The 12096-nt window shown below is 63.3% G+C and carries 13 protein-coding genes; 6 read left to right on the top strand and 7 right to left on the bottom strand.

From position 1 onward, the window contains the following. Window positions 1-42 precede the first annotated feature (42 nt). Together ybaK and plsY are read left to right on the top strand one after the other, a co-directional pair. A complete protein-coding gene (ybaK, locus tag NK8_RS11330; protein ID WP_213226395.1) occupies window positions 43-534 on the top strand; it encodes a Cys-tRNA(Pro) deacylase in 492 nt (163 codons plus the stop codon). 36 nt (window positions 535-570) lie between these two features. Continuing rightward, window positions 571-1206 (top strand): glycerol-3-phosphate 1-O-acyltransferase PlsY, encoded by a 636-nt coding sequence (gene plsY, locus NK8_RS11325; protein ID WP_213226394.1) that lies wholly within the window; start codon window positions 571-573, stop codon window positions 1204-1206. A gap of 60 nt (window positions 1207-1266) precedes the next feature. Here the strand turns inward: plsY and NK8_RS11320 are convergent, their stop codons facing one another. Then, the gene (locus NK8_RS11320) at window positions 1267-1752 is read right to left on the bottom strand and encodes a YajQ family cyclic di-GMP-binding protein (protein WP_213226393.1); all 486 of its coding nucleotides are present in this window, start codon (window positions 1750-1752) and stop codon (window positions 1267-1269) included. Window positions 1753-1873: 121 nt separating this feature from the next. On the opposite strand from NK8_RS11320, the gene murB reads away from it, so the two are divergent. After that, entirely contained in the window at window positions 1874-2881 is a 1008-nt protein-coding gene (gene murB, locus NK8_RS11315) for a UDP-N-acetylmuramate dehydrogenase (protein WP_213226392.1), read from the top strand. Between the two features lie 68 nt (window positions 2882-2949). On the opposite strand, the gene NK8_RS11310 is transcribed toward murB, so the two are convergent. Both NK8_RS11310 and argF read right to left on the bottom strand, forming a co-directional pair. Then, window positions 2950-4179, bottom strand: coding sequence for an argininosuccinate synthase (locus NK8_RS11310; RefSeq protein WP_213226391.1), 1230 nt, complete (start codon window positions 4177-4179; stop codon window positions 2950-2952). A 151-nt stretch (window positions 4180-4330) separates the two neighbouring features. Beyond that, window positions 4331-5260: an ornithine carbamoyltransferase gene (argF, locus tag NK8_RS11305; RefSeq protein WP_213226390.1), complete on the bottom strand. Its 930-nt coding sequence runs from the start codon at window positions 5258-5260 to the stop codon at window positions 4331-4333. A 528-nt stretch (window positions 5261-5788) separates the two neighbouring features. Here argF and NK8_RS11300 point away from each other — a divergent pair. Beyond that, window positions 5789-6124 (top strand): DUF3579 domain-containing protein, encoded by a 336-nt coding sequence (locus tag NK8_RS11300; RefSeq protein WP_162066242.1) that lies wholly within the window; start codon window positions 5789-5791, stop codon window positions 6122-6124. Window positions 6125-6281: 157 nt separating this feature from the next. On the opposite strand, the gene rpsT is transcribed toward NK8_RS11300, so the two are convergent. Next, window positions 6282-6560, bottom strand: a complete 279-nt coding sequence (gene rpsT / locus NK8_RS11295) for a 30S ribosomal protein S20 (protein ID WP_213226389.1) — start codon at window positions 6558-6560, stop codon at window positions 6282-6284. Between the two features lie 389 nt (window positions 6561-6949). On the opposite strand from rpsT, the gene murJ reads away from it, so the two are divergent. Next, entirely contained in the window at window positions 6950-8500 is a 1551-nt protein-coding gene (gene murJ, locus NK8_RS11290; RefSeq protein ID WP_213226388.1) for a murein biosynthesis integral membrane protein MurJ, read from the top strand. Beyond that, window positions 8500-9345, top strand: coding sequence for a SirB1 family protein (locus NK8_RS11285; protein WP_162066239.1), 846 nt, complete (start codon window positions 8500-8502; stop codon window positions 9343-9345). The genes murJ and NK8_RS11285 overlap by 1 nt, the downstream gene beginning before the upstream one ends. Window positions 9346-9391: 46 nt before the next feature. On the opposite strand, the gene NK8_RS11280 is transcribed toward NK8_RS11285, so the two are convergent. The 3 genes from NK8_RS11280 to kdsB form a co-directional block, all read right to left on the bottom strand. Further along, window positions 9392-10150 (bottom strand): 3-hydroxyacyl-CoA dehydrogenase, encoded by a 759-nt coding sequence (locus tag NK8_RS11280; RefSeq protein ID WP_213226387.1) that lies wholly within the window; start codon window positions 10148-10150, stop codon window positions 9392-9394. A gap of 198 nt (window positions 10151-10348) precedes the next feature. Beyond that, the gene (gene adk, locus NK8_RS11275) at window positions 10349-11014 is read right to left on the bottom strand and encodes an adenylate kinase (RefSeq protein ID WP_213226386.1); all 666 of its coding nucleotides are present in this window, start codon (window positions 11012-11014) and stop codon (window positions 10349-10351) included. 285 nt (window positions 11015-11299) lie between these two features. Next, on the bottom strand, window positions 11300-12091 hold the full coding sequence (kdsB, locus tag NK8_RS11270; protein ID WP_213226385.1) for a 3-deoxy-manno-octulosonate cytidylyltransferase: 792 nt from the start codon (window positions 12089-12091) through the stop codon (window positions 11300-11302). Window positions 12092-12096 lie beyond the last annotated feature (5 nt).

The raw sequence follows: 12096 nt of genomic DNA, 5'->3' as shown, positions 1-12096 counted from the left end.
TGCCACGGCCTCTCACGCGCGCGCACTCGTTACAATGCGTCCATGTCGAAAGCCAAACACGTATCCGAAACGCCCGCGACGCAGTTCCTGCGCCGCCACAAGGTGGCGTTCGGCGAACATCCTTACGATTATGTCGAGCACGGCGGCACGGAAGAATCCGCGCGTCAGCTCGGCGTGGACGAGCATCGCGTCGTCAAGACGCTCGTGATGGAGGACGATCACGCGAAGCCGCTGATCGTCCTCATGCACGGCGATCGCACCGTGTCCACCAAGAACCTCGCGCGGCAGACGGGCGCGAAACGCATCGAGCCGTGCAAGCCCGAAGTGGCGAACCGGCACTCGGGCTTCCTCGTGGGCGGAACCTCGCCGTTCGGCACGAAGAAGGCGATGCCGGTGTACGTCGAATCGAGCATTCTCGATCTCGACCTGATTTATCTGAACGGCGGGCGGCGCGGCTATCTCGTCAGCCTGAAACCGTCCGTTCTGACGCAACTGCTCGACGCAAAGCCCGTGCAGTGCGCGAGCGTCGATTAGAATGCGTTCCGCTCCCGCTACCACCGCAAAAACATCATGATCTTTCTGATCGTCGCCGTCGTGTCCTATCTGATCGGCTCGATTTCATTCGCCGTCGTCGTGAGTCACGCGATGGGCCTTGCCGATCCTCGCTCGTACGGCTCGGGCAATCCCGGCGCGACCAACGTGCTGCGCACCGGCAACAAGAAGGCCGCGATCCTCACGCTGATCGGAGATGCGTTCAAGGGCTGGCTGCCCGTGTGGGTCGTCGTTCATTTCGGCGCGAGTTTCGGCTGGAGTCCGGCGGACATCAACACGGCCACCGCGCTCGCTGCGATTGCCGTGTTCCTCGGGCATTTGTATCCGGTCTTCTTCAGGTTCCAGGGCGGCAAGGGCGTCGCGACGGCGGCGGGCGTGCTGCTCGCGATCCATCCGGCGCTTGGACTCGCGACGCTGCTCACGTGGGTCATCATCGCATTCTTCTTCCGCTATTCGTCGCTGGCGGCGCTCGTCGCGGCCGTGTTCGCGCCGTTCTTTCAGGTCTTTCTGTTCGGGCCGAGCCGCATCTCGCTCGCCGTGCTGGCGATGAGCCTGCTGCTCATCTGGCGGCATCGCGCCAATATCTCGAAGTTGCTGGCGGGGCAGGAAAGCCGCATCGGCGAGAAGAAAAAGGCGGCGCAGGCGGCCGAATAAAGCAAAAAGCCGTTCCGAGACAAACCGGAACGGCTTTTTTACTTCTGAAGCGGCAGCGAATCAGTCGCGGAAGTTGTTGAAGACGAGCGGCGTATCCGTGACTTCCTTCTTCAGCAGCGCAATCGCGCTTTGCAGGTCGTCGCGCTTGGTGCCTTGCACGCGCACCGCGTCGCCCTGAATGCTCGCCTGCACCTTGATCTTGCTGTCCTTCACGATCTTGACGATCTTCTTCGCCAGATCGCCCGACACGCCTTTCTTCACCGTGACGACCTGCTTCAGCTTGTCGCCGCCGATTTTTTCCTGCTTGCCGTAGTCGAGAAAACGCACGTCCACGCTGCGCTTGGCCAGCTTGTTCAGCAGAACGTCCTTGACCTGGCCGAGCTTGAAATCGTCGTCGGCGTAGAGCGTGAGTTCGCGCTCCTTCTGCTCGACGCGTGAATCCGAACCCTTGAAGTCGAAGCGCGTGGAAATTTCCTTGTTCGACTGCTCGATCGCGTTCTTCACTTCGATCATGTTTGCTTCGCTGACGACGTCAAACGATGGCATCTTGTCATTCTCCTTCATTGAGGCGAGCGCGCGTCGGGCGCGGCTCGCGCAATCGCTATAATCACGGACCTGGCGTCATTCTACCGACGCGCCCCGGTTTTCCCCAAACCTGCCTGATCACATGCTGCTCGCGGAATACTCCCTGCTCACGCACAACACGTTCGGTTTCGACGTGCGCGCGCGCCACGCCCTGCGCATCGAATCCGTCGATGCTGCCGTCGCGCTCGCCACCGATGCGCGCATCGCGAAGATGCGGCAACTCGTGCTCGGCGGCGGCAGCAATATCGTGCTGACGCGCGATTTCGACGGCGTCGCGCTGATCGTCGCCATTGGCGGGAAACGCGTGATCGGCGAGACCGGCGATGCATGGCTCGTCGAAGCCGGCGCGGGCGAGAACTGGCACGAATTCGTCGCCTGGACGCTCGCACAGGGCATGCCGGGTCTCGAAAACCTCGCGCTGATTCCGGGCACGGTCGGCGCGGCGCCGATTCAGAACATCGGCGCATACGGGCTCGAAATGGGCGAGCGCTTCGAGCGGCTCAGCGCGGTCGAGCTCGCGACCGGCGAACGCGTGGACTTCGATCGCGCCGCCTGCGCGTTCGGTTATCGCGACAGCTTTTTCAAGCGGGCAGGGCGCGGGCGCTTCATGATCACGTCGGTGGTGTTCCGGCTGCCGAAGGCGTGGACGCCGCGCGCCGAATACGCCGATGTCGCGCGCGCGCTCGAAGGCGCCGCGAAACCGGATGCGCAGGCCATTTTCGATGCGGTCGTCGCCGTGCGCCGCGCCAAGCTGCCCGACTGGACCGTGCTCGGCAATGCCGGCAGTTTCTTCAAGAATCCGGTGGTGAGCGCGGCGGCGTTCGAGACGTTGAAAGCGCGCGAACCCGGCGTCGTCTCGTATCCACAGGCAGATGGGCAAGCGAAGCTAGCGGCGGGCTGGCTGATCGACCGATGCGGCTGGAAAGGGCGCAGCATCGGCGGCGCGGCGGTGCATGACCGGCAAGCGCTCGTGCTCGTGAATCGCGGCGGCGCGACGGGCGCGCAAGTGCTCGAACTGGCCGAAGCCATCAGGCGCGATGTGCTGGCGCGCTTCGACGTCGAGCTGGAGATGGAACCGGTCTGCCTCTGATTCCCGACGCGCAGAAAAAACCCGCCGAACCAGAGTCCGGCGGGTTTTTTCGTTTCTGACGCGGGAGATTACGCTCCGCGCTTGCGGCGCGCGTTTTCGGCAATACGCATGCGCAGCGCGTTCAGCTTGATGAAGCCGCCGGCGTCGGCCTGATCGTAGGCGCCGCCGTCGTCGTCGAACGTCGCGATGGTCTTGTCGAACAGCGTTTCCTTCGAATCGCGCGCGACGACCGACACGCTGCCCTTGTAGAGCTTCACGCGCGTCCAGCCGTTGACCTTCTCCTGCGTGTGGTCGATCAGCACCTGCAGCGCGCGGCGCTCCGGGCTCCACCAGTAGCCGTTGTAGATCAGCGATGCGTAACGCGGCATCAGATCGTCCTTCAGGTGCGCCACTTCGCGGTCGAGCGTGATCGACTCGATGCCGCGATGCGCCTTCAGCATGATCGTGCCGCCCGGCGTTTCATAGCAGCCGCGCGACTTCATGCCGACGTAGCGGTTCTCGACCAGATCCAGACGGCCGATGCCGTGCTTGCCGCCGAGACGGTTCAGCTCGGTCAGCATGTCGGCGGGCGACAGGCGCTTGCCATTCAGCGCGACGGGGTCGCCCTTCTCGAATTCGATATCGACGTACTCGGCCTGATCCGGCGCCTCTTCTGGCGACACGGTCCAGCGCCACATGTCGGCTTCGGCTTCGGCCTTCGGGTCTTCCAGATGGCGGCCTTCGAACGAGATGTGCAGCAGGTTCGCGTCCATCGAGTAGGGCGCGCCGCCTTGCTTGTGCTTCATTTCGATCGGAATGCCGGCCTTTTCCGCGTACGCGAGCAGCTTCTCGCGCGAGAGCAGGTCCCATTCGCGCCACGGCGCGATCACCTTGATGCCCGGTTCGAGCGAGTAATAGCCGAGCTCGAAGCGGACCTGATCGTTGCCTTTGCCGGTCGCGCCGTGCGAGACGGCCTGCGCGCCGGTCGCGCGCGCGATCTCGATCTGGCGTTTCGCGATCAGCGGACGCGCGATCGACGTGCCGAGCAGATACTCGCCTTCGTAGATGGTGTTCGCGCGGAACATCGGGAACACGAAATCGCGGACGAACTCTTCACGCAGATCTTCGATGAAGATGTTGTCCTGCTTGATGCCGAGCTGCAGCGCCTTCTTGCGCGCAGGCTCCAGTTCCTCGCCCTGGCCGATGTCGGCCGTGAAGGTCACGACTTCGGCGTCGTAGTTGTCCTGCAACCATTTCAGGATGACGGAGGTGTCGAGACCGCCCGAATAGGCGAGCACGACTTTCTTGATATCGCTCATGGTGAACTCGTGTGCTGAAAAGCCGGTGCGGCGGTTGTGCGCCGCTTCGCGTCCGCCGGGCGCGCGACGGGCATGAAGAGCGCGGAAAAAACGCTATTTTGACATTAAAAAGCCGCGCTTCCGTAAATTTGGGACGCGCGGCCGGGATGACTCAGTGATTCAGTTTGCCGAGCAGGAGATACTCCATCAGCGCCTTCTGGACATGCAGACGGTTTTCCGCCTCGTCCCAGACGACGCTCTGCGGACCGTCGATCACGTCCGCGCTCACTTCCTCGCCGCGATGCGCGGGCAGGCAGTGCATGAAAAGCGCATCGGGATTCGCGCGCGCCATCATCTCGGCGTCGACGCAATAGTCCGCGAACGCCTTCATGCGCGCTTCGTTTTCGGCTTCGTAACCCATGCTGGTCCAGACGTCCGTGGTGACGAGATCGGCGCCCGTGCAGGCGTCGTTCGGATCGTCGAACTCTTCGTAGAATGGTTTGCTGTCCTCGGAGACCAGCGCGGGATCGAGCTTGTAGCCGAGCGGCGTCGAGAGGCGCAACTTGAAGCCGAGGATCTGCGCGGCCTCGATCCACGTGTAGAGCATGTTGTTCGCGTCGCCGACCCACGCGACCGTCTTGCCGTGAATCGGCCCGCGATGCTCGTAGAACGTGAAGATGTCCGCGAGCACCTGACACGGGTGATATTCGTTCGTCAGGCCGTTGATCACCGGCACGCGCGAGCTTTCCGCGAAGCGCTGGATGATGTCCTGGCCGAACGTGCGGATCATGATGATGTCGACCATGCGCGAGATGACCTGCGCCGAATCCTCGATCGGCTCGCCGCGTCCGAGCTGCGTGTCGCGCGTGTTCATGAACACCGCGTGGCCGCCGAGCTGGAAGATGCCCGCTTCGAACGAGAGACGCGTGCGCGTCGAACTCTTCTCGAAGATCATCGCGAGCGTGCGGTCGTGCAGCGGATGATAGGTCTCGTAGTTCTTGAACTTGCGCTTCAGGATGCGCGCGCGTTCAAGCACGTACTCGTAGTCGTCGAGCGAAAAATCCTTGAACTGAAGATAGTGGCGAATTTTCTTGGCGGTCATGAAAACGCAAGCGGCGGCTTCGAACCGGCCTTCGCCGCGCTCATGCGCGCTGGGTCAGGGCCGGACGGCGCCGCCGTCGTGGGTGGTATCGCATTTGAGCATAAAGGATTTTGCGATGTTTGACGAGGCTGGCAGAAAGGGCTCTGTGGGCCGCGCCAGCACGGCCGACAGCTTCGGCAAATCCCCGATGGACGCGCACGATGTCCGTGTGCGCTGCGCAAGAGGGGGCCGCTAATGTATAATTGCGGTCGCTCGTTTCAACAGTTCTGCAACACTCAGCACCGTTTCACGCGCTCTGCGGCGAAGGGTTCGCAAGAATCCGGTCGGCGTGATTTCGCGCGTTCCGATTCCGCGGTGGCTTGCCCAGTGCTGTCGAGTCCGCCATTCCTGTCGCGGGCGCGGCCGGTTCCCAGAGAATCGCGTCCCGCGAAGACCGCCCGGCGCTTTTCGCGCGCCGGCCCTTGCGGTTCCCTGTGTCAGGCATGTGCGTCCCGGTGCGCGTCACCGGCCGTCAAAAGGTATTGCTACATGGCTGAATCATCCTCTACCGAATACTTCATACAAGGCATCACCAAGAGCGGAAGGAAGTTTCGGCCGAGCGACTGGTCCGAACGCCTGTGCGGCGTGATGTCGAGTTTCGGACCCAAGGCGAAAGGGCCGAACGCCCGCCTGCAATATTCCATCTACGTGCGTCCGACCATGATCGGCGACATCAAGGTCGTGATCGTCGATTCGCGCCTGCGCGACATCGAGCCGATGGCCTTCGATTTCGTGCTCAATTTCGCGAAGGACAACGATCTCCTCGTGACCGAGGCGTGCGAGCTGCCGCCGCATCACGGCACGCAGACCCAGCAGCAGGGTTGAGGCGGTAACACCAGGCCCAGACGCAAAAAAGCCCGCCGAAGCGGGCTTTTTCGTTACTGCGCAGCGGAAACAGGAAGCTGCTTCGACGAACGCACCGATTGTGAAACCTCGCGAAACTCGCGAAAACCGGAGAGCGCCCGCCGGAAGCGGGCCGGAATTACTGGGCAGCGGGGGCTTGCAGGCCCTTGATGGCTGCAGCCAGGCGGCTCTTGTGACGAGCGGCCTTGTTCTTGTGGATGATCTTCTTGTCCGCGATGATGTCCATCGTCTTGATCGACGACTTGAACACTTCGGCGGCCTTGGTCTGATCGCCGGCTTCGATAGCCTTGCGAACTGCCTTGATGGCCGTGCGGAACTTCGAGCGCAGCGCCGAGTTGTGCGAGTTGGCCTTGGCGGCCTGACGGGCGCGCTTGCGAGCTTGTGCGGTATTTGCCATGACGGTTCCTTTTTCCTGTTTCAGCTGATTCTGCTGTCACTTGTCCGGAGCGGGCTTCACTTGGCTGTCCAGCCAGGGGCCGGAAGCGGTGATCGGTGCGCGCTGCCTTTGATCTGAAATCCCGGGAACGATTGCCCGAGAACCTCTGTAACATCGCCGGCCAGAGCCGGAAAAGACGTGAAGCTGCTCAATCCAAACAATTTTGGAGCTTCGAAACCCGCGATTATAGCAGCGGAATATGAGACGTGACAAGCGCGACGTGGATCGGGCCGGTCCGCCGCCCTCACGCAAGCCCGATCGATGCGATCGGTCAATCTTGCGCTATTGCCCGCCAGCAATAAGCCGAGTCTGGTAGGCGGGTTGCGGGCGCCCCGTATAATAAGCGCCCCATGAATCTATTCCGAGCCCTCCTGACGGTCAGCGGCTTCACGCTGCTGTCCCGCGTGACCGGCCTGATCCGCGAAACGCTGATCGCCCGTGCCTTTGGCGCCAGTATCTATACCGACGCGTTCTACGTCGCGTTCCGCATTCCCAACCTGCTGCGGCGGCTGTCCGCGGAAGGCGCGTTCGCGCAGGCGTTCGTGCCGATCCTCGCCGAATTCAAGAACAGCAAGGGTCACGACCCGACCAAGGCGCTCGTCGACGCAATGTCGACCGTGCTGACCTGGTGCCTGGTCGTGCTCTCGATCGCCGGCATGCTGGGCGCGAGCTGGGTGGTGTACGCGGTGGCGTCGGGTCTTTCGCACGAAGGCGCTGCGTACGGCCTTGCCGTCGAGATGACGCGCATCATGTTCCCGTACATCATCTTCATCTCGATGACGACGCTCGCCTCCGGCGTGCTCAACACGTACAAGCAGTTTTCGCTGCCCGCGTTCGCGCCGGTGCTGCTGAACGTGGCGTTCATCTTCGCGGCGGTGTTCGTCGCCCCCCACTTGAAGGTGCCGGTCTACGCGCTCGCCTATGCGGTGATCGCGGGCGGCATCCTGCAACTGCTCGTGCAGTTGCCGGGGCTGAAGAAGATCGACATGGTGCCGAAGATCGGCCTGAACTTCCGGCGCGCGCTCGCGCATCCGGGCGTGAAGCGCGTGCTGCTGAAGATGGTGCCCGCGACCTTTGCGGTGTCGGTCGGGCAACTGAGCCTCATCATCAACACGAATATCGCGTCGAATATCGGGGCGGGCGCGGTGTCGTGGATCAACTACGCCGACCGGCTGATGGAGTTCCCCACCGCGCTGCTGGGCGCGGCGCTTGGCACGATCCTCTTGCCGAGCCTCTCGAAAGCGCACGTCGACGCCGACAACGATGAATACTCCGCGCTGCTCGACTGGGGCCTGCGCATCACGTTCCTGCTGGCCGCGCCCAGTGCGATCGCGCTCTTCTTCTTCGCCCAGCCGCTCACCGCGACGCTCTTTCACTACGGCAAGTTCGACAACCATTCCGTCGTGATGGTCGGCCGCGCGCTGTCAGCTTACGGCATCGGGCTGATCGGGCTCATCCTCATCAAGATTCTCGCGCCGGGCTTCTACGCGAAACAGGACATCAAGACGCCGGTGAAGATCGCCGTGTTCGTGCTCGTCATGACGCAGGTGAGCAACTATGTCTTCGTGCCGATCTTCTCGCACGCCGGTCTGACGCTGTCGATCGGCCTCGGCGCGCTCGCCAACGCGGGGCTGCTGTTCCTGGGCCTGCGCCGTCGCGGAATCTATCGGCCGTCGCCGGGCTGGCTGCGCTTTTTCGCGCAACTGGTGGGCGCGTGCCTGATTCTTGCGGGCACGATGCACTGGGTTGCGATCAACTTCGACTGGATCGCCATGCGCGCGACGCCGTTGCTGCGCGTGGCGCTGCTCGGTGCGAGCCTCGTCGTGTTTGCCGCGCTATATTTCGGTATTCTGTCCGCGATGGGCTTCAAATACGCCTATTTCAAGAGACGCACGCTTTGATGACGACGACGCGTATCCTCGATTACTTCACTTCACTGATGGCGGACGACGAGAGCCTTCCGCTCACGGAAGCGGCCTTGTCGCTCGCGCAGGACGCCTATCCCGATGTCGACATGCAGGCGGCGCTCGCCGAGATCGACGAGCTCGTCGTGCGCGCCCGCCGCCGCATGCCCGACGACGCGGACGTGAAGCAGAAAGTCGATGCGCTCAATCGTTACTTCTTCCGCGAGCTGGGCTTCTCCAGCAATCTCAACGATTACTACGATCCGGACAACAGCCATCTGAACGTCGTGCTGCGGCGTCGGCGCGGCATTCCGATCTCGCTTGCCGTGATCTATCTGGAAATGGCCGAACAGCTCGGCGTGCCGGCGCGCGGCGTGTCGTTTCCGGGGCATTTCCTGTTGCGCGTCGCGACGCCCGGCCAGGATCTGATGCTCGATCCGACCACCGGCCAGACGCTCTCCGAAGCGCAGATGGTCGAGATGCTGGAGCCGTATGTGCAGCGCGTCGGCGAATCGATCGGCAGCGCGTTGCGGGTGCTGTTGCAGCCCGCGACTCGGCGCGAGATCGTCGCGCGCATGTTGCGCAACCTGAAGGGCATCTACTTGCAGACGGAGCGCTGGCAGCGTCTGCTCGCGGTTCAGCAGCGGCTCGTGATCGCGCTGCCGAACAGCATCGAGGAAGTGCGCGATCGCGGCTTCGCGTATGCGCGGCTCGATTATCTGCGTCCGGCGCTGGAGGATTTGCAGCGTTACATCGAGCTCCGTCCGGACGCCGAGGACGCGACGGTCGTCGAAACCGAGCTGCACGAGTTGCGGCAGCGCACGCAGCACGACGGCGACTGAACGAGCCGCCGTCTTCGCAATTCTTCGCAATTCTTCGCAATAAGCGTTATTTCGGCTGCATGCGGATCGCGCCGTCGAGACGGATCACTTCGCCGTTGAGCATGGGGTTATCGAAGATCTGCTTGACGAGCATCGCGTATTCATCCGGCTTGCCGAGGCGCGGCGGGAACGGCACCATCGCGCCGAGCGCGTCCTGCACTTCCTTCGGCATGCCGAGCAGCATGGGCGTTTCGAACAGGCCCGGTGCGATCGTCATCACGCGGATGCCGCTCTTGCTCAGATCACGCGCGACCGGCAGCGTCATGCCCGCGACGCCGCTCTTCGACGCCGCATAGGCCGCCTGGCCCATCTGCCCGTCATACGCCGCGACCGACGCCGTGTTCACGATCACGCCGCGCTCGCCCGCATCGTTCGCTTCGTTCTTCGACATCACGCTGGCCGCGAGCCGGATCATGTTGAAGGTGCCGATGAGATTGACCGAAATCACCTTCGAGAACAGATCGAGCGCATGCGGCCCGTCGCGTCCGACCGTCTTCGCCGCCGGCGCGATGCCCGCGCAGTTCACGAGCCCGCGCAGTGTGCCGAGCTTCAAAGCGGCATCGACAGCGCGCTGGCCGTCGCTTTCCTGACTCACATCGCATTTGACGAACGCGCCGGACAGTTCCTTCGCGAGCGCTTCGCCCGCTGTGTCGTTCATGTCGGCGATCACGACCTTGCCGCCTTGCGCCGCGATGAGCCGCGCGGTCGCCTCGCCCAAGCCCGATGCGCCGCCGGTGATCAGAACAACATTGCCTTGCATCTCCATGCTTCTTCTCCTTTATGTGATTCGTGCGCGCGAGGGCAGGGTAAAGCCGCTCGCGCCGATGTCCTTCCTCGTGGGAAACGCGTCGATTGTAACGAAGCCGGTGACGGCAAAATCGCACATCGGTCATGCGGATTCACAGGCGTAAAAAAACCCGCTCATCGAGAGCGGGTTTCATCGAACGCCGGGCGAAAGCGCGCTTTACTTCAGCGCGTCGAATACCCGCGTGCGGATTTCATCGACGCTGCCGGTGCCCGCGATCTTGCGATACGCCGGCGCCTTCAAACCGTTCGGTGCGTCGCCGCTCTGCGCCCAGTCGTTGTAGTACGCGATCAGCGGCTTGGTCTGCGCGACATACACTTCGAGACGCTTCTTCACGGTCTCTTCCTTGTCGTCGTCACGCTGAATCAGCGGCTCGCCGGTGACGTCGTCGGTCATGTCGACCTTCGGCGGATTGAACTTGACGTGATACGTGCGACCCGATGCCGCATGCACGCGGCGGCCGCTCATGCGGGTGATGATCTCGTCGAAGGGAACGTCGATCTCGAGCACGTAGTCGATCGCGACGCCCGCGTCCTTCATGGCTTCGGCTTGCGGCAGCGTGCGCGGGAAACCGTCGAACAGATAGCCGTTCTTGCAGTCGTCCGCCTGCAGACGTTCCTTCACGAGATTGATGATGAGTGAATCCGGCACCAGCTCGCCCGCGTCCATGTAGCGCTTCGCCTCGACGCCGAGCGGCGAGCCTGCCTTGACGGCTGCGCGCAGCATGTCGCCGGTCGAAATCTGCGGAATGCCGAATTTCTCCTTGATGAAGTTTGCCTGGGTGCCCTTGCCCGCACCGGGTGCGCCCAACAGGATCAAACGCATGGTGATCTCTCCGAATCGTCTATAAACCGCTGCAGCCGCGAGGCTGATTTGACATCCGGTAGCCTGGCTCGTGCGGCGTCGACGACAGGGCGCGCAGCCGAAAGGAGACGGCGGGCACCTGCGGACAGCGGCGCGACGTTGAGCGGCGCTGACCGGAAGGCTCGCGCAATCGCTTGATTATGCCACGGCTCTTTACGATCGCGACCGTAATAACGCGCATAGAAACCGCCACAAACCCCGCCGATTGGGGCTCTGGCGGGGTTTACACCGGTTGCGCCGCGGCTTTCAGTCCGCTTTGGGGAAGAGCGCCTGCACGCGCTCGAGATCGGCGAGAGTGTCGACGCCGGGCGGCGGCGCATCGTGCGTCACGCGCACCGCGATGCGCTCGCCGTGCCACAGCGCGCGCAGTTGCTCCAGCGCTTCGGCGGCCTCGATCGGCGCTTGCGCGAGCGTCGGGAAGTCGCGCAGGAACTTCGCGCGATAGGCATAGAGCCCGATGTGACGCAGCACGTTCTCCGGCACGGCGGGCAATTGCCCGAGCGCGGCGACGTCCGGCCAGTGCGGCTGCCAGAGATCGCGCGACCAGGGAATCGGCGCGCGCGAGAAGTAGAGCGCGACGCTTTTCGCATCGAGCACGACCTTCACCACGTTCGGATTGAAGACGTCGGCCGGATCGTGGATCGGATGCGCGGCCGTGGCGATCGAGCACTCGGGATGCGTCGCGAGGTGATCGGCGACATCGCGCACGAGTTGCGGATCGATGAGCGGCTCGTCGCCCTGCACGTTGACGACGATCGCGTCGTCGGCCCAGTTCAGACGCGTGGCCACTTCGGCGAGGCGGTCGGTGCCGGTGGGATGATCCGAGCGCGTCAGCATCACTTCGATGCCGTGATCGCGCGCGGCCTCGACCACGCGGTCGGAATCGGTCGCGACGAGCACCTGGCTCGCGCCGGACTCGCGCGCGCGCTCGGCGACGCGCACGACCATCGGCTTGCCGCCGATATCGGCGAGCGGCTTGTTCGGCAGGCGCGTGGAAGCGAGGCGCGCGGGAATGACCGCGATGAACGGTACGGACATGTCAG

Origin of the sequence: Caballeronia sp. NK8 (assembly GCF_018408855.1) — a bacterium.
In the GTDB taxonomy this organism is placed as follows: domain Bacteria; phylum Pseudomonadota; class Gammaproteobacteria; order Burkholderiales; family Burkholderiaceae; genus Caballeronia.
Note: the sequence above shows the minus strand (reverse complement) of the source record. Positions and strands in the feature narration are given on the sequence as shown.

Bases quoted from the DNA above. Each gene is read 5' to 3' on its own strand.
- ybaK (WP_213226395.1), top strand. From the start codon at position 43: ATGTCGAAAGCCAAACACGTATCCGAAACGCCCGCGACGCAGTTCCTG.
- plsY (WP_213226394.1), top strand. From the start codon at position 571: ATGATCTTTCTGATCGTCGCCGTCGTGTCCTATCTGATCGGCTCGATT.
- NK8_RS11320 (WP_213226393.1), bottom strand. From the start codon at position 1,752: ATGCCATCGTTTGACGTCGTCAGCGAAGCAAACATGATCGAAGTGAAG.
- murB (WP_213226392.1), top strand. From the start codon at position 1,874: ATGCTGCTCGCGGAATACTCCCTGCTCACGCACAACACGTTCGGTTTC.
- NK8_RS11310 (WP_213226391.1), bottom strand. From the start codon at position 4,179: ATGAGCGATATCAAGAAAGTCGTGCTCGCCTATTCGGGCGGTCTCGAC.
- argF (WP_213226390.1), bottom strand. From the start codon at position 5,260: ATGACCGCCAAGAAAATTCGCCACTATCTTCAGTTCAAGGATTTTTCG.
- NK8_RS11300 (WP_162066242.1), top strand. From the start codon at position 5,789: ATGGCTGAATCATCCTCTACCGAATACTTCATACAAGGCATCACCAAG.
- rpsT (WP_213226389.1), bottom strand. From the start codon at position 6,560: ATGGCAAATACCGCACAAGCTCGCAAGCGCGCCCGTCAGGCCGCCAAG.
- murJ (WP_213226388.1), top strand. From the start codon at position 6,950: ATGAATCTATTCCGAGCCCTCCTGACGGTCAGCGGCTTCACGCTGCTG.
- NK8_RS11285 (WP_162066239.1), top strand. From the start codon at position 8,500: ATGACGACGACGCGTATCCTCGATTACTTCACTTCACTGATGGCGGAC.
- NK8_RS11280 (WP_213226387.1), bottom strand. From the start codon at position 10,150: ATGGAGATGCAAGGCAATGTTGTTCTGATCACCGGCGGCGCATCGGGC.
- adk (WP_213226386.1), bottom strand. From the start codon at position 11,014: ATGCGTTTGATCCTGTTGGGCGCACCCGGTGCGGGCAAGGGCACCCAG.
- kdsB (WP_213226385.1), bottom strand. From the start codon at position 12,091: ATGTCCGTACCGTTCATCGCGGTCATTCCCGCGCGCCTCGCTTCCACG.